General features: G+C 58.3%; 14 protein-coding genes and 6 pseudogenes. 14 read left to right on the top strand and 6 right to left on the bottom strand.

The genetic code is table 11. The features are described from left to right. Positions 1-142 precede the first annotated feature (142 nt). The 4 genes and pseudogenes from G3572_RS19930 to G3572_RS19915 all read left to right on the top strand — a co-directional run. The gene (locus G3572_RS19930) at positions 143-1,102 is read left to right on the top strand and encodes a helix-turn-helix domain-containing protein (RefSeq protein ID WP_164615167.1); all 960 of its coding nucleotides are present in this window, start codon (positions 143-145) and stop codon (positions 1,100-1,102) included. A 67-nt stretch (positions 1,103-1,169) separates the two neighbouring features. Then, positions 1,170-1,562, top strand: coding sequence for an IS66-like element accessory protein TnpA (gene tnpA, locus G3572_RS19925; protein ID WP_164615151.1), 393 nt, complete (start codon positions 1,170-1,172; stop codon positions 1,560-1,562). Then, positions 1,559-1,909 carry an IS66 family insertion sequence element accessory protein TnpB gene (gene tnpB / locus G3572_RS19920; RefSeq protein ID WP_164615149.1) on the top strand — a complete coding sequence of 117 codons (351 nt, stop codon included), beginning with the start codon at positions 1,559-1,561 and terminating at the stop codon, positions 1,907-1,909. Before tnpA ends, tnpB begins: the two co-directional genes overlap by 4 nt. Positions 1,910-1,968: 59 nt before the next feature. Next, a pseudogene (locus G3572_RS19915) lies at positions 1,969-2,496 on the top strand (transposase domain-containing protein); the annotation flags it as partial. Positions 2,497-2,499: 3 nt separating this feature from the next. Here G3572_RS19915 and G3572_RS19910 read toward each other — a convergent pair. Then, positions 2,500-2,847, bottom strand: coding sequence for a hypothetical protein (locus G3572_RS19910; protein ID WP_164615147.1), 348 nt, complete (start codon positions 2,845-2,847; stop codon positions 2,500-2,502). A gap of 204 nt (positions 2,848-3,051) precedes the next feature. Here G3572_RS19910 and G3572_RS19905 point away from each other — a divergent pair, with 204 nt between their 5' ends. Together G3572_RS19905 and G3572_RS19900 are read left to right on the top strand one after the other, a co-directional pair. Continuing rightward, on the top strand, positions 3,052-3,609 hold the full coding sequence (locus G3572_RS19905; RefSeq protein ID WP_164615145.1) for a recombinase family protein: 558 nt from the start codon (positions 3,052-3,054) through the stop codon (positions 3,607-3,609). Beyond that, on the top strand, positions 3,606-4,085 hold the full coding sequence (locus tag G3572_RS19900) for a hypothetical protein (RefSeq protein WP_354004073.1): 480 nt from the start codon (positions 3,606-3,608) through the stop codon (positions 4,083-4,085). Before G3572_RS19905 ends, G3572_RS19900 begins: the two co-directional genes overlap by 4 nt. Positions 4,086-4,141: 56 nt before the next feature. On the opposite strand, the pseudogene G3572_RS22200 reads toward G3572_RS19900, so the two are convergent. The 3 genes and pseudogenes from G3572_RS22200 to G3572_RS19885 form a co-directional block, all read right to left on the bottom strand. Beyond that, positions 4,142-4,261: pseudogene (locus G3572_RS22200) on the bottom strand (Tn3 family transposase); the annotation flags it as partial. Between the two features lie 622 nt (positions 4,262-4,883). Further along, positions 4,884-5,930: pseudogene (locus G3572_RS19890) on the bottom strand (Tn3 family transposase); the annotation flags it as partial. A gap of 233 nt (positions 5,931-6,163) precedes the next feature. Then, positions 6,164-6,667 carry a hypothetical protein gene (locus G3572_RS19885; RefSeq protein WP_164615052.1) on the bottom strand — a complete coding sequence of 168 codons (504 nt, stop codon included), beginning with the start codon at positions 6,665-6,667 and terminating at the stop codon, positions 6,164-6,166. Between G3572_RS19885 and G3572_RS19880 the strand changes: the two are divergent. Further along, positions 6,606-7,007 (top strand): annotated as a pseudogene (locus tag G3572_RS19880) (transposase); the annotation flags it as partial. The gene G3572_RS19885 and the pseudogene G3572_RS19880 sit on opposite strands and share 62 nt — an antisense overlap. A gap of 215 nt (positions 7,008-7,222) precedes the next feature. After that, positions 7,223-7,809: pseudogene (locus G3572_RS19875) on the top strand (IS5 family transposase); the annotation flags it as partial. 9 nt (positions 7,810-7,818) lie between these two features. Here the strand turns inward: G3572_RS19875 and G3572_RS19870 are convergent. Next, positions 7,819-7,968: pseudogene (locus G3572_RS19870) on the bottom strand (DUF411 domain-containing protein); the annotation flags it as partial. 212 nt (positions 7,969-8,180) lie between these two features. Between G3572_RS19870 and G3572_RS19865 the strand changes: the two are divergent. The 6 genes from G3572_RS19865 (at position 8,181) to bhcD (ending at position 13,566) form a co-directional block, all read left to right on the top strand. Continuing rightward, entirely contained in the window at positions 8,181-8,528 is a 348-nt protein-coding gene (locus G3572_RS19865; RefSeq protein WP_011578811.1) for a RidA family protein, read from the top strand. 76 nt (positions 8,529-8,604) lie between these two features. Next, positions 8,605-9,900, top strand: a complete 1,296-nt coding sequence (locus G3572_RS19860; RefSeq protein WP_164615141.1) for an NAD(P)/FAD-dependent oxidoreductase — start codon at positions 8,605-8,607, stop codon at positions 9,898-9,900. Between the two features lie 79 nt (positions 9,901-9,979). Beyond that, positions 9,980-10,405: a RidA family protein gene (locus G3572_RS19855; protein WP_011578813.1), complete on the top strand. Its 426-nt coding sequence runs from the start codon at positions 9,980-9,982 to the stop codon at positions 10,403-10,405. Positions 10,406-10,420: 15 nt separating this feature from the next. After that, a complete protein-coding gene (gene bhcB, locus G3572_RS19850) occupies positions 10,421-11,368 on the top strand; it encodes a beta-hydroxyaspartate dehydratase BhcB (RefSeq protein WP_162707492.1) in 948 nt (315 codons plus the stop codon). A 10-nt stretch (positions 11,369-11,378) separates the two neighbouring features. Then, positions 11,379-12,542 carry a 3-hydroxy-D-aspartate aldolase BhcC gene (gene bhcC / locus G3572_RS19845; protein WP_055976388.1) on the top strand — a complete coding sequence of 388 codons (1,164 nt, stop codon included), beginning with the start codon at positions 11,379-11,381 and terminating at the stop codon, positions 12,540-12,542. A 58-nt stretch (positions 12,543-12,600) separates the two neighbouring features. Then, positions 12,601-13,566, top strand: a complete 966-nt coding sequence (gene bhcD / locus G3572_RS19840; RefSeq protein WP_011578816.1) for an iminosuccinate reductase BhcD — start codon at positions 12,601-12,603, stop codon at positions 13,564-13,566. 151 nt (positions 13,567-13,717) lie between these two features. Here bhcD and G3572_RS19835 read toward each other — a convergent pair whose 3' ends face one another. Beyond that, a complete protein-coding gene (locus tag G3572_RS19835; RefSeq protein WP_205518827.1) occupies positions 13,718-14,647 on the bottom strand; it encodes a LysR substrate-binding domain-containing protein in 930 nt (309 codons plus the stop codon). Between the last annotated feature and the right edge of the window lie 283 nt (positions 14,648-14,930).

Below are 14,930 nucleotides of genomic sequence, written 5' to 3'. Positions count from 1 at the left end.
TCAAAACCTATTGAAGTCCATAATGAAATTGAAATCGCAAAGCAGAAACCCGCGCCACTTCCGGAGGTACCTTGCGGAAATCATGTGAAAACCACGCAGTGAAATCGTGAAGGAAAAGCGACATTGGTTCCTGCCTGGTCCGATGGAAGAGGAGCCGGATTATCTGCCGCCCGGACCACGGGCCGAACCGCGTGAAGCCGAGGTCCTCGACGATTGGCGGAAAGCAGAGGCGGGTCATGCCGCGCGTCTTGCCCGTGTGGCCGGTCGCGTCGGTGCGCTGGACGACCGCCTGAAGCGCGGCCCGGAAGGATGGCGGCACAGGCTTGCCCTGATCGAGGCTGCCGACCTCAGCTGGTTCGCGGGTGATCGCATTGGCCCGGATCGGCTGGCGCTCTGGATCTCCATGCGCCTGTCCGGCGCGCACGACGACACCGCAGCCCTTGCACGTGTCGGTTGGGCGGTACGTCGTCTGACAGGGGGGCCAGGCCCAGTGGTGGACTTGGCCGCCTTTCTCGACCGCCGCGATCCCGAGAATATGGCAGATGAAGCCGAGCCTTTCGCGGATCGCGCGGGCGGTTGGCTCGACCTGATCGCACAAGTCGCCGATCTTCACCCGATAACCCGCGCCTGTATGGGTTATCACCTCTGGAGCCTCGCGGGCCTTGGGCAGCAGGGCGATCGAATGGAAGCGGCAGTCACGGCCGCGCGGATCGCGGCTAGCGAGGGCAAGGGAGCGGTCTTTTCACCTCTGGCCATGGGTGGGGCAGGGGGGCTGCGCGCTGGCGGCTCACCCGCTGACCGTCTGGCGCGATGGCTTGACGGGATGGAGACCGCCTGCCTGACCGCCGTGCGCCACCTAGACGATATCGAAGCATGGTCAGCGCGGGCAAAAACCGAGATGATCCCACTCTCGGGCCGCACGCCCCCAGCCTTGTGCGCAGTTCTGACCGAATGGCCACTCGTCTCCGCCCCGATGGCCGAGACCATGACTGGCATCAGCCGCGCCGCCGTTCAGCGCAACCTCGCCTGGATGGAAACGCACGGCCTGATCCGCGAGGTGACTGGGCAGGGGCGGTACAGGATGTGGCGACCAACGATCTGAATGTTCGTAAGCATTCGCGGAGGGCCGTCTGGCTGTTGAGCGGGCTGAACGTTTATCGAGTGTCCTTATGGACGCACACGAAGACACTGGCCGTATTCAAGTTTTGTCGGTCTCTGATACCGGCCGTCGTCGGCGTTGGACGGATGACGAGAAAATCCGCATCGTCGAGGAAAGTCATGGCGATGGCGTGACGTTGGCTGAGGTCGCGCGGCGCCATGATATTTCGCGATCACAGCTTTACGATTGGCGATATAGGCACAAGCATGGGCTGCTTGGGGCTATGCCGCAATTTTTGCGCGTCCTTCAGGTCGCAGACTGTTCTGGCCCTGATGATGTTCCAGCGCCGCCAGCGCCTGTATTGACGATCGACCTTGGCCCTCGGTGTCGCGTGACGATCCCCTCCGGCTTTGACATGGAGGCTGCTGCGCGTCTGCTCAATGGCCTGCTGGTGCGGTCATGATCGCGTTTCCGGCGGGCACGAAGGTTTGGATTGCGGGTGGTGTGACGGACATGCGGCGCGGGATGAACACCTTGGCGTTGTCTGTCCAGCAGGGCCTTGGGCGTGACCCGCATGCGGGTGAGATCTTTTGCTTCCGGGGTCGCAAAGGTGATCTGGTAAAATTGCTCTGGCATGATGGGGTCGGCATGTCGCTATATGTGAAACGCCTCGAGGCAGGCAAGTTCATTTGGCCTGTGAGCCAGGGCGGCACGGCGGTAGCGATATCGGCAGCCCAGCTCGGCTATCTTCTGGAAGGGATCGACTGGAGGAACCCGCGCTGGACGCAAAGGCCTGAAACAGCTGGATAATCTTCACAGAAGCACCTGTTTTTATTGGCCTTTCGCCGTGTTCATGATAGGCATCTGCCATGTCAGATGCCGCCTTGCAAATCGCCGAATTGCGCGCCGCGCTTGCCGCGCAAACCGCCTCGGCTGAGGCTGCACAAGCCCGTGCGCAGGCTGCTGAAACTGAGTTGGCGCAGGCCCGCGCATTGGCATCCTGCACGGAGGCAATGATCCAGGAATTGAAGCTGGAGATCGCCAAGCTGCGGCGTGACAAATACGGCATCTCCTCCGAGCGCCGTGCGCGGCTGATCGATCAGCTGGAATTGCAGCTCGAGGAGTTGGAAGCAGCTGCCACCGAGGATGCGCTGGCGGCTGAAGCGGCCGCTGCTGCGGATACGATTAGCACGGTGCGCGCCTTCACGCGGCGCAAACCGGTGCGCAAACCCTTTCCAGACCACTTGCCGCGTGAGCGCGTTGTGGTCGAGGCCCCGGTCAACTGCACCTGCTGTGGTTCAGATCGCATCGTGAAGATGGCCCAAGGGGCCCGAAGCTGCGTATTTGGGCTTACAAGAGAACAAAAAGAGATCATGCACGCCTCAAGGAAACGGTTTTGATCAGTTCCCAACCTTGTATTTCAGGTTGTGCTCGTGAGAAGTGAATGAAGTCTTCCCAGATGGCAGGCGAAAGAAACAGCCTTTTTCCATGTTTTCTGCGCCATACTTGTTGCTGTAATAGTCATAATCGCTGGAACTGAGCTGCGAGGGCTCGATTGGCACCGCGCCTTCGTACAAAAGCATACCCCTTTCCAAGGGTGTCAAAGCGTCAACAAATATGCGCGTTGCCGTATCGATCTTGTTCATAGAGACTGCTTCATCGCCGATGTTGTTGACGAAGCTTCGGATGAATTCCTCTAGGCGGTTGTTCATCTGCGCATGGCTGATTTTTCGTTTGTTCTTTCTCATCCCAGGCCACTTCAAAAATCTTTGTGAGTATCCTTCATGAGAAATCTGCGCCCTTGATCCCAATTGTGCAAGGTAACTATTAGAAGTGCCATTATGGGTATACCCGTGGTGACAGTGCGAATGAACACTACAGCAAGTGGATTTCTTGTTCACTTTGGGTTGGTTTCCCGATAACGAACAGTTTATGTCAAGGGCACACTCAAAATGAACACTTATCGGGCCAAAATTGGGTACGCGCGTACGTCAACCGTCGAACAGAACCTTGATGCGCAAATTGCTGCCTTGAAAGCGGCCGGATGCAGCATGGTCCGCACCGAGCAAAAGAGTGGCGCGAGCCTGAAGGGGCGGTCTGAACTGAAAACGATCCTCGACTTCATCCATCCAGGAGAAACGCTGGTGGTCACGCGCATTGATCGGCTGGCCCGCAGCCTCAGTGATCTGCAGGTCATCGTCACCCACCTGAAATCCAAGGGTGCGCATCTGGCGGCTACTGAACAGCCCGTCGATACATCCACGGCAACGGGCAAGGCCTTCTTCGACATGCTCGGCGTCTTTGCCGAGTTCGAAACGTATCTGCGCCGGGAACGGCAAGCCGAGGGCATTGTCGCAGCCAAGCAACGTGGCGTGTATCGCGGCCGCCTCCCGAAAATCGATATGGCCACCATTCAGGCCAAGCTGTCAGAGGGAATGTCGCCTACGAAAATAGCACGTGACATGGGAATATCGCGGGGCACTGTTTATAAAGCAAAGGCGTTGATGTGAAAAAGAGCAAAGCAAAGCAGCGATCGCCAGTGGCAAAGCCACCAGCCCCATCAAACACAAAAGTACCACCACCGCGTAATCTGACGCCCCCGCTCTGCGAAAAGCTGCGCCGGGACATGACGCAAGCGTGCCTCAAGGTGGCGGAGACGCATGGTTTGACGGTGGAAGGTGGGGAGCTGAGCGACGTTGACCTGCGTCACGGTTTCGACATCAGCTTCCGTGTTGGTATTCCAATGGAAGGCGGCGCGATCTATTCGCCAGACAAAGCCCTCTTTGAAGTTCTTGCTCCACATTTTGGCCTTGAGCCATCTGACTATGGCCGGACTTTCAAATTGCGCGGAGACCTCCATCGGATCGTAGCAATCAATCCCAACAGACCAAAGTACCCGATTAGCACCGAGCGCGTCTCCGACGGGCGTGGGTACAAGATGCCCGCTGAAACCATCATAATGTATCTGCGGAATTCCTACGACTAAAAGTTCTCACATTGTTCCCGAAGGAGCCCAAATATGCAGCTTCGGGCCGGCTAGGCCATGATGGCGGCCAGCAGGTTCAGCCCTGCCATACGGTAGTGCTGACCTTCGACGGTCCGATCGCGGATTTCGCCCTGCCGCCCGATGCGCAGGGCGTTTTTTAGGGCGTGATGGGCCTCAATAGCCGCGTCCTCAAAATGCCTTAGGGTGTCATTCTGCACTCAGCCGGAATCCACCCCAGAATCCTACGTTCTCATGAGCGTTATCGGGTTTCCTGATACGATTAATCTACCCCGCTGACACGGGTTGGTCAAAGATGTAGCCTGTGCAGGCGCTGGAGACGGTGGCCGAACCGATGATTATCATGCTCTCATCCGCGGATTGGTTACCGCCTGACCAAATTCGATACGGGTTACCTCTCTCTAAGAGCGGATATGTTTCCCGACGTAGTCCGAGGATTTCCCTATCAATGGCCGCCATCTCCAGCGTACTGCACAGGCAGTATGAGCTGCCGCATTACGCGGATAACGGCGTCTTGCGTGCGATGTCCCAGATGAAGCCGGCGAGTTCACGCGCGATGGCCGCGAGCACGCGTGGCTGAGGTTTGCCAGTGTTCGACAGATGGCGGAACCGCTTGCAAAGCCGCGTCTGTGCTTTCCAGCCAATATCTTTGATCTCCTGAGGCAAGTGGGCTGAGCGTTTAAGATACGGCTGACCTTCTTTCGGCGGATGACGATAAGAGGCCCCATCGGAAGGTTTCTTCGTAGAACCACGCTAAGGAAGAACTTTCAGCGAACACAATCAGGTTCCCCAGTCTCTGGCTGGCCTGATGTTCAGTGGTCGCGCAATTTTGCGGTCTGCGGCTCCAGAATGCCAATCGAAGTCGCCGGATAGAATGACGTGCTCCCACCCGAGGGGCGATGTGTGAGGAAGCAGCTTGACGTCGTAGATCTGGGTGGTCTGCGCGAGGTGGCTGGCGGCCTTGTCCATGTAGATCGTATTCCAGAACGTGATGGCGGCGATGACGAGGTTGAGCGCCATGGCCCGCTTCTGTTGGGCGGCATCAGAGCGATCATGAATGCGCCCTTGTGAGTGGGCAAAGACGGCCCGAGCCAGCGAGTGTCGCGCTTCACCCTTGTTGAGGCCTGCGTGGCATTCCATGCGCAGGTCGGCGTTTTCGATCCAGTCGAGCATGAAGAGCGTGCGCTCGATCCGGCCGATTTCACCCAAGGCAAGGTAGAGCCGGTTTTGCTGGCGGTACGCTCCAAGCTTGCGCAGGATTTCAGACGGTTTGAGAGACTTGTCGCGGATGCTGGCGGCGAGACGCATGATGTCACCCCAATGCTGCCGGATCACTTCTTCGTTGATGGGCTTCCCGATGAGGGATGACAGGGTGGGCCACGCCTTCGTGCTTCCGAAGCATGCCAGCCGCCGGTCGGGAAAGTCGCGCAAGCGCGGGGCGAATGTCATCCCCAAGAGATGGAACAGGGCGAAGACGTGGTCCGATACGCCACCGGTATCTGTGTAATGCACAAGAGGGTCGAAGCTGGCCGGATTGCTCAGGAGGCCATCAAGCACGAAGGGGGCTTCGCCTGCGGTCGCCCCGATGACACTGGAATGGAACGATCCGTACTGACCCGACAAGAAGGAGTAGATCTTCAGGCCGGGATCGGGTCCGTATTTGGCGTTGATGAGCCCACTGCCACGATTGGCAGCGAAGAACTGCCCATCCGATGAGCTGTGCTCCACCGCGCCCCAGTGCTGCGCAAAGGGCAGGCCATGATGGGCGTCGACGATACGGCCCAAGGCATCCGCGAATGTCTCCGGCCGAAGGTACCATGTCTGCGCCTACGTGGCCATGACGCGCGCACGTGGGCAGACAGAGGTGTTTGTTGGGAAGGATCAGGCATCAGGATTGCCTGCCCTCGCAGAACAGATGAGCCGACAGTCGGATCGAGGGGCGACATTGCGATATGTGGTCGAAAAGGAACGGCTGAATGAGCAAATTCTCTCACCTGAGCGAGGTTATGAGCGTGAAATCTGAAGTATAGACTGAAGCATGAAAGGCGCATTGCATGCCATCATGCATTAAATGCTATGGAATAAACCTTCACACTGTTCCGCTCTTTTTCCGGCAAACGTTCCGTTCTGGGAAACGCGGGCGATATGAAAAATACGTAGCGATGATGTTCAGTGCGACCAGCCAACTTCGTCAGATCATTGGCGAGCTTACGGTTGTTTTCGGGGCGCACAGCAGCGAACGTCTCAGCACCGACAATACCGGGTGCGAGGCTTTCCACATCGAGCGTCCCTTTTGGTGCGTGCGCTCCAGGTGCGAGCCTGAACCCTTCCGCTTCTGGATGCCATTGCATCAAAAGATCAGCCGCCTTCACCGCAGCAAGATAGGTGAAGGTCTGATTCACTTGCTCGATAATATTCAATGGCCGATCTTCCAATGGGTGCGACCCGATCGGCTCAAACTTAAGGAATTCCATCGCTTCGAGGGGCGTGCGTGGAAGCGCTGCGAGCGCGCGACGCCTGATGACAATCCCCGGTGTTGGTCCGGTCAACGCGCTCAGCTTCATAGCCTTGGTTGATGACCCCGCTCGGTTCAGCCGGACATCGGATGTGGGCGCTTTTCTTGGGTTGACGCCAAAGCGGCATCAGTCTGGCGAGATGGATTGGTCGGGCCGCGTTTCGAAATGCGGTGACGGTGCAATGCGCGGGCTACTCTTCGAGGCGGCGTCATCCGTGATCCACCAGGTGAAACGTTTCTCGCGGCTCAAAAGCTGGGCCGTGCGACTGGCCGGCCGTCGCGGCTTCCGCAAGGCGGCGGTCGCGACGGCCCGCAAAATCGCCGTGCTGATGCTGACGATCTGGAAAAATGGAACCGACTATCAATGGACAAATGAGGCCACCGCCTGATCTGAGTTCCCGCCCCTGAAGCGGGGAGCGCAGTCCCAACGGGACGGAGGTTGATCGATCTCGCTGTAGAGCATGGGATGGCTAGGCGCCACACCCCGCACAAGACATTGGAGACGATCCACCGCCGAAAACCATCATGAGGCGCTCAATGCGACCTCGGAGAGAACCATGACCCCGGACGGACACAACCCCACGCTTGACGAGGCCGCAATCAGAGAACGCTCTACAGCCGGTGGAAGCGGTGGAGCGAGAAAGGCATCTTCGCCCGGATGATGGCAGGTCTGGCCGCTGAGCACGGCGAAGAGAAGACCGTGATGATCGACGCGACATATCTCAAGGCCCATCGAACGGCGACCAGCATGGCCGCGAAAAAGGGGGGCGTGGTCGTCTGATCGGTCGAACCAAAGGCGGCATGAACACCAAGCTGCATGCCATCTGCGACAGTCAGGGACGACCGATCGACCTGTTCGTCACCGCCGGACAGGTCAGCGATTACATCGGCGCACGCGCATTGCTCAGCGGCCTGCCAAACGTCAAATGGCTGCTCGGGGATCGGGGCTACGATGCTGACTGGTTCAGAGAAGCTTTGCAGGACAAGGGGATACGCGCCTGTATCCCAGGCCGGAAGAAACGCAAGACACCGGTCAAATACGATAAGCGCCGATACAAGCGGCGCAATCGCATCGAGATCATGTTCGGAAGACTCAAAGACTGGAGGCGTGTCGCCACCCGATATGACCGGTGCCCGAAGGTCTTCCTTTCGGCGATCGCCCTCGCCGCCCTCGTCATCTACTGGTTATGAATCCTGACCCTAAGCTGCGGAATAGCTCGTAAAGACCTCGCTGCTACCATCCCGGCGGATCAAGAACACATCATAAGCTTCACGCTGATCTTCTGGGCCCATTCCAGGCGACCCATAGGGCATGCCAGGAACAGCGAGACCGACAGCATCTGGCCGTTCAACCTCCGTCGATAATATAATATTTGATTATAGATAGCGCAATAATTGGCATTTGACTAAGCGTTATCATGTTGAAATATTATGCATATAGGCGGCATGAAGGCAGCCAGGGCTGAGGTGTGGAGCCGGACGTAGCTGCAGTGCCTAACACCGAATCCTGCCTACAGCGCGACCTGTAGTTGGCACGATTCCATGAATGCAGGAGCAAGACGATGATCACACGTCGAGACAGAACACCAATCATGCATCGGTCAGTTGAATATGCTGATGTGATTTACTTCGGTGGCGTGCTGGCCGATGAACTCAAGGGCGCCTCGATGCGGGCCCAAACGACGCAAGTTTGTGCCAAGCTCGACAAATTCCTCGCAGAAGCGGGAACCGACAAGACGAAACTAATTTCCGCGACCTTGTTCATCACTGACATGAACCTGAAGCAAGAGATGAACGACGTCTGGACTTCTTGGCTCGACGCACAGGATTTGCCCGCGCGTGCGACGATAGGGGTTTCAGATCTTGGCCAGGACGTCCTGATCGAAATCGTCGTTACCGCAGCAAGGTAAGGCACGCCGAATTTTATCACCTACCGCGAAACGGTGGCTAGGCAGCGAGAGACTGTCGGCTCCGCGGGAGCATCCTATGTCTGAGAACCACAAAAAAGTAGGCATCGCTGGAGCCGGAATCGTCGGCGTATGCACGGCGCTGATGCTTCAGCGCCGCGGATTCAAAGTCACCTTGATTGACCCGAACCCTCCTGGCGAAGGTGCATCGTTTGGGAATGCCGGATGCTTCAACGGCTCATCCGTCGTCCCTATGTCCATGCCGGGAAACTTGACGAGCGTACCGAAGTGGCTCCTTGACCCGATGGGGCCGTTGTCAATCCGGTTCAGCTATTTTCCAACCATCATGCCCTGGTTGATTCGCTTTCTGTTAGCCGGAAGACCAAACAAGGTGAAGGAGCAGGCGAAAGCACTCCGCAATCTCATCAAGTCCACGGTGCCTCTGATCAAGTCATTGGCGGAGGAGGCTGATGCGAGCCATCTGATCCGCCATGAAGGTCATCTGACCGTATATCGTGGAGAAGCAGACTTCGCCAAGGACCGCGGAGGTTGGGAACTGCGGCGTCTCAACGGTGTTCGCACGCAGATCCTCAGCGCCGATGCGTTGCGGGATTTCGATCCGAACTTGTCGCATGCGTTTACCAAGGGCATTCTTATAGAAGAGAACGGTCACACGATTAATCCGCAAGGGCTCGTGACCCTCTTGTTTCGGCGTTTTATCGCGAACGGTGGCGAATTCGTATCTGCGCGTGTCATCGGCTTTGAGACTGAAGGTAGGGCGCTTAAAGGCATTACAACCACGAACGGCGTTCTGGCCGTTGATGCAGCGGTTGTCGCAGCCGGCGCACACTCGAAATCACTTGCTAATTCGCTAGGCGATGACATCCCGCTCGATACCGAACGTGGATATCATATCGTCATCGCGAATCCGGAAGCCGCTCCACGCATTCCGACGACCGATGCGTCAGGAAAATTCATCGCGACACCTATGGAAATGGGGCTTCGCGTGGCGGGTACGGTTGAGTTCGCTGGGCTCACAGCCGTTCCTAACTGGAAACGTGCGCATGTGCTCTATACGCACGCTCGAAAACTTCTTCCAGCCCTCGCGCCTGCGAGTTCTGAAGAACGATATTCCAAATGGATGGGGTTCCGGCCGAGCATCCCGGATTCGCTCCCCGTGATTGGCCGGGCAACCCGGACACCCGACGTAATCTATGCTTTCGGCCATGGTCATCTCGGCATGACAGGGGCGCCGATGACCGCAACGCTCGTCTCAGAGCTCCTCGCAGGCGAAAAGACCTCAATCGACATTTCGCCCTTCGCACCAAACCGCTTTGGTATTGGCAAATCCAAGCAAACGGGTCCGGCAAGTTAAGTACTTACGCGGTCGTGAGTACAGCGCAGAGCCGGTGTCAAGATCAATCTGCACCTCGCAATCACCTCGGAGACGCGAAATGGCGCAAATAGAACACATATTAACGAGTCACGCCCCGAAGCCTTTGGGTCACTACAGTCAGGCGGCCCGAGCGGGTGGATTCATTCATGTTTCCGGTCAGCTTCCGATCAAACCAGAAGGCCAGTCGGAGCAATCTGACGATCTCTTCGATAACCAGGCCAGTCTCGTTCTCCGGAATTTGCTGGCCGTACTCGAGGCGGCTGGTGCGACGCCTTCTCATGTCGTGAAAGTCACAGCTTACATCGTCGGCGTCGAGCATTGGAGCAGCTTCAACGCAGCATATGCCAAGGCGTTCGGTGAAGCGCGTCCTGCCCGGTCGGTCGTTCCAGTGCCGGCGCTTCATCATGGATACCTCATCGAACTTGATGCTGTTGCTCTCGATCCGAGCGATACCGATCGAGGCGCCGCAGCGATTACAGCGTAAGGAGCGCGCTTGGATATGTACATTCCGAATCTTACCGACGTGCTTGCAGCACGAGCCTTAATCGAACCCCATATTCATCGCACACCCGTTCTCACATCGACATTCATCAATGGACTTGCTGGCGCCGAACTCTTCTTCAAGTGCGAGAACCTTCAGAAGGCTGGGGCCTTCAAAGCGCGCGGCGCGTCGAACGCGGTGTTTGGCCTGAACGACGAGCAGGCGAAGAAGGGTGTTGCAACGCACTCGTCCGGCAATCACGGAACCTGCCTTTCCTATGCAGCTGGTCGGCGCGGCATTCCCTGCACCGTAGTGATGCCGCGCACCGCGCCGCAGGCTAAGAAGGATGCGGTCCGGGGCTACGGCGGTCGTGTCGTCGAATGCGAGCCGTCAACCTCGTCGCGTGAGGCCGTCTTTGCCGAGGTTGTTGCCGAGACCGGCGCGGAATTCGTGCATCCCTATAACGACCATCGTGTCATCGCCGGGCAGGCGACCTGCTCTGCCGAGTTGATCGAGCAGGTCGACGGTCTCGACGCCGTGGTCGCGCCGATTGGCGGCGGCGGCATGGTGTCGGGAAGCTGCCTGACGCTCTCCAATCTCGCGCCCGGCGTAAAGATCTACGCCGCCGAGCCCGAGCAGGCCGACGACGCCTACCGTAGCTTCAAGGCCGGCCGCATCATCGCCGACGACGCGCCAGAAACGGTCGCCGACGGCCTGAAAGTGCCGCTGAAGGAACTGACCTGGCATTTCGTGAAGAACAACGTCACCGACATCCTGACGGCTTCCGAGCAGGAGATCGTCGACGCGATGAAGCTGATCTGGAAGCGCATGAAGATCGTGATGGAGCCGTCCAGCGCCGTGCCGCTGGCGACCATCCTGAAGAACCCTGATGTCTTTGCCGGCAAGCGCGTCGGCGTGATCGTGACGGGCGGCAATGTGGATCTCGACAAATTACCGTGGAACTGAGGAGAAGAGCATGAACGCGACGACTCAAACTGAACAACTCGACGTCGGTTTCGACGTGCCGGCGGTCCCCGGCATGGACGAATCCCAGATCCAGACGCCCTGCCTGATCCTCGACCTCGACGCGCTGGAGCGCAATATCCGCAAGATGGGCGATTACGCCAAGGCGAACGGTATGCGCCATCGCAGCCACGGCAAGATGCATAAGTCGGTTGACGTGCAGAAACTGCAGGAGAGGCTCGGCGGCTCGGTCGGCGTCTGCTGCCAGAAGGTCAGCGAGGCGGAAGTCTTCGTGCGCGGCGGCATCAAGGACGTGCTGGTGTCGAACCAGGTGCGCGACCCGGCCAAGATCGACCGGCTGGCCCGCCTGCCCAAGCTCGGCTCGCGCATCATCGTCTGCGTCGATGACGTTGCCAACATCGCTGACCTGTCTGCTGCCGCCGAAAAGCACGGCACGCAGCTCGAAATCTTCGTGGAGATCGACTGCGGCGCCGGCCGCTGCGGCGTCACCTCGACCGACGCCGTCGTGAAGATCGCCCAGGCCGCCGACGCGGCGCCGGGCCTCAAGTTCACCGGCATCCAAGCCTACCAGGGCGCGATGCAGCACATCGACAGCTATGAGGCGCGTAAGGAGAAGCTCGACGCGGCGATCGCCATGGTCAAGGACGCCGTCGAGGGCCTGAAGGCTGTCGGGCTGGAGCCGGAACTGGTTTCCGGCGGCGGCACCGGCTCCTATTATTTCGAGACGGGCTCGGGCGTCTATAACGAGCTGCAATGCGGCTCCTACGCCTTCATGGACGCTGACTACGGCCGCATCCTCGATAAGGATGGCCACCGCATCGACAAGGGCGAATGGGAGAACGCGCTGTTCATCCTGACCAGCGTGATGAGCCACGCCAAGCCCGACCGCGCCATCTGCGACGCCGGCCTCAAGGCGCAATCGGTCGACAGCGGCCTGCCCTTCATCTACGGCCGCGACGACGTGAAATACATCAAGTGCAGCGACGAGCACGGTGTGATCGATGACCCCAAGGGCGTGCTGAAGGTCAACGACAAGCTCAGGCTGGTGCCCGGCCATTGCGATCCGACCTGCAACGTCCATGACTGGTATGTCGGGGTGCGCAACGGTAAGGTCGAGACGGTCTGGCCGGTGTCGGCACGCGGCAAGGCGTATTGAGAACGTACCTGCGAAGCGCAACTGGGCGCTCCGGTGTTATTCTTGGAGGAGTCAATCCATGATCATCGTACCGGAGCGTCTGATCTCCGACCTCATGAGCGAGGCCGCTGTCTTTGAAGCCATCGAAAGCGTCTTCGCTGCCATGGCGCGAGACGAGGCCCGTAACTTCCCCGTCATCCGAGAGGCGATCGGCTATGCCGACGCGCTCTACGGCTTCAAGGCTGGCTTCGACAGTGCGGGGCTCGTCCTTGGGGTCAAGGCGGGCGGCTACTGGCCGGGCAACATGGCGAAGGGCTTGACCAACCACCAGTCCACGGTGCTGCTGTTCGACCCGGACACCGGCCGGATCAAGGCGGCGGTCGGCGGTAACCTGCTGACCGCGCTGCGCACGGCCGCCGCCTCGGCGGTGTCGATCAAGCATCTGGCCCGCCCCGACGCCCGCGTGCTCGGCATGGTCGGGGCCGGTCACCAGTCCGCCTTCCAGATGCGCGCCGCAGTGCGGGCGCGCAAATTCGACAAGGTGGTTGGTTGGAACTTGCACCCCGAAATGCTGTCGCGGCTGGCCGACACGGCGGTCGAACTCGGCCTGCCTTTCGAGGTGGTCGACCTGCCACAACTCGGGGCACAGGCCGATGTCATCATCACGATCACATCCAGCTTCGCACCGATTCTTCTTTCCGGGCATATTCGCCCAGGAACCCATCTCGCTTGCATGGGGACCGACACTAAAGGGAAGCAGGAAGTAGAGGCGGCTCTTTTCCCACGCGCTCGGCTCTTTGCCGATGAGGTTGAACAGTCCGTCACCATCGGTGAGGCGCAGCACGCGGTGGCGCAGGGATTGATCGCGACCGGCGACATCACGCCGCTCGGCGCGGTGATCGCCGGCCTGGCGCCGGGGCGGACCTCGCCGGAGGAGATCACGTTGTTCGACGGCACGGGCGTTGGCCTCCAGGATCTCGCGGTGGCGTCAGTTGCGGTGGATATTGCTCGGGCGCGAGGGCTCGCCCTGGAAGTGGAGCTTTAGTTCTGCGCGCGATTGACATTGAGGGAGATGGCTTGACGTCGGACTTGGATTGCCAGATCAGCCCGCACTCTGTAGTGACCGCGCTGAAGAATGTGCCCCCAAACCCATTTTCGCGATATCAGTCGTTCATGACGATGAGGATAACATACGGCTAGGCAAGCTTTGCTGAAGTCGATCGCTCCGAAAGAAAATTTCGAAAGCTTTTTCGAAACTCGACTATAAACTCGTTCGTAATCGAAGACGCTTTTATGTGCGTCGGTAGCACGATTGTCCAATTGATAGAGATTGGCGGATCGATTGGCCGAACTACCAAAGATGAAGAATATCTATCGGCAGTAAACGGATCGACGATCGAAACGCCGAATCCTGCTGAAACCATACCACAAACAATCATGGAGAGTGGAGTTTCAGCCTTAATACGTCTGATTATTCCTCGCTCGCGCATTATGGCATCGACCATGACATGCATTACCGACGGCTGTATGAGTGAGATGAAATCCTCATTGTCAAAGTCCTCGGGAACGATTCGCTCGCGTTCCACGAGCCGGTGTTGGAGAGGGAGCACCGCTACCATATCGCAGGGTGGCAGTTCTTCGATGGTGACGTTGGTGAGTTGCGTGTTCTCGACGATTCCGAGATCACAATGGCCGGTGCTGATCCATTCGAGGACGAAATGAGAATTCATGCCGTGAAGCGACATATTTAACGATGGCCTTTTGGCAAGAAAACCTGCGGCAAAGGCCGGCAGGAACCCGTTTGCTAGTCCCGGCAGTGCCGCGATGCGCAGAGAACCTCCTCGTCTTTCTCTCAAATCGCGCGCCAAGCCGGCGATACGCTCAAGTCCAACAAATGAGCGGTCGATCTCGCGATAGAGGGCCATCGCGTCGCCGGTTGCAACAAGTCGACCTCCAGAGCGTTCGAACAAATTCAAGCGCGTCTCGTATTCCAAATCTTTCACGAGCCGACTGACCGCAGGTTGAGTGATTCCGAGAATGTCCGCCGCAGTCGACACTGAACCGCTGATGATGACCGCGCGGAACGCCTCCACCTGCCTATGCTTCAGCATAATCTTCTCCATCATATAATATTTGCACATAGATCGGCCGCTATAATGCATTTGACCGGCAGTCACCTATAGCATTTATTATACCCTCTAGGAAGAGGCAGCGACGGTCAAAATGGTTTGCGTGAACGTCACATGCGACTGACCGTGTTGTGAGGCGGTGTGTCGTGGCCGGTGCCTTTTCTGTTTGGGAGCAGTCGCAAGGCAACGTACCAATTGGATATTGAACATCCGCCACATGGGTCTGCAACGCGACCAAGAAACCAGCAGCCAGCTATCTCTTTCTAATTGCAACCTCTGG

Origin of the sequence: Pseudotabrizicola algicola (assembly GCF_010915705.1) — a bacterium.
Taxonomy (GTDB): Bacteria; Pseudomonadota; Alphaproteobacteria; order Rhodobacterales; family Rhodobacteraceae; genus Pseudotabrizicola; species Pseudotabrizicola algicola.
Note: the sequence above shows the minus strand (reverse complement) of the source record. Positions and strands in the feature narration are given on the sequence as shown.

Excerpts from the sequence above, each read along its gene's own strand:
- G3572_RS19930 (WP_164615167.1), top strand. The coding sequence starts at position 143 with ATGGAAGAGGAGCCGGATTATCTGCCGCCCGGACCACGGGCCGAACCG.
- G3572_RS19835 (WP_205518827.1), bottom strand. The coding sequence starts at position 14,647 with ATGATGGAGAAGATTATGCTGAAGCATAGGCAGGTGGAGGCGTTCCGC.
- G3572_RS19910 (WP_164615147.1), bottom strand. The coding sequence starts at position 2,847 with ATGAGAAAGAACAAACGAAAAATCAGCCATGCGCAGATGAACAACCGC.
- G3572_RS19885 (WP_164615052.1), bottom strand. The coding sequence starts at position 6,667 with ATGAAGCTGAGCGCGTTGACCGGACCAACACCGGGGATTGTCATCAGG.
- bhcB (WP_162707492.1), top strand. The coding sequence starts at position 10,421 with ATGTACATTCCGAATCTTACCGACGTGCTTGCAGCACGAGCCTTAATC.
- tnpA (WP_164615151.1), top strand. The coding sequence starts at position 1,170 with ATGGACGCACACGAAGACACTGGCCGTATTCAAGTTTTGTCGGTCTCT.
- tnpB (WP_164615149.1), top strand. The coding sequence starts at position 1,559 with ATGATCGCGTTTCCGGCGGGCACGAAGGTTTGGATTGCGGGTGGTGTG.
- G3572_RS19860 (WP_164615141.1), top strand. The coding sequence starts at position 8,605 with ATGTCTGAGAACCACAAAAAAGTAGGCATCGCTGGAGCCGGAATCGTC.
- G3572_RS19855 (WP_011578813.1), top strand. The coding sequence starts at position 9,980 with ATGGCGCAAATAGAACACATATTAACGAGTCACGCCCCGAAGCCTTTG.
- bhcC (WP_055976388.1), top strand. The coding sequence starts at position 11,379 with ATGAACGCGACGACTCAAACTGAACAACTCGACGTCGGTTTCGACGTG.
- G3572_RS19865 (WP_011578811.1), top strand. The coding sequence starts at position 8,181 with ATGATCACACGTCGAGACAGAACACCAATCATGCATCGGTCAGTTGAA.
- bhcD (WP_011578816.1), top strand. The coding sequence starts at position 12,601 with ATGATCATCGTACCGGAGCGTCTGATCTCCGACCTCATGAGCGAGGCC.
- G3572_RS19905 (WP_164615145.1), top strand. The coding sequence starts at position 3,052 with ATGAACACTTATCGGGCCAAAATTGGGTACGCGCGTACGTCAACCGTC.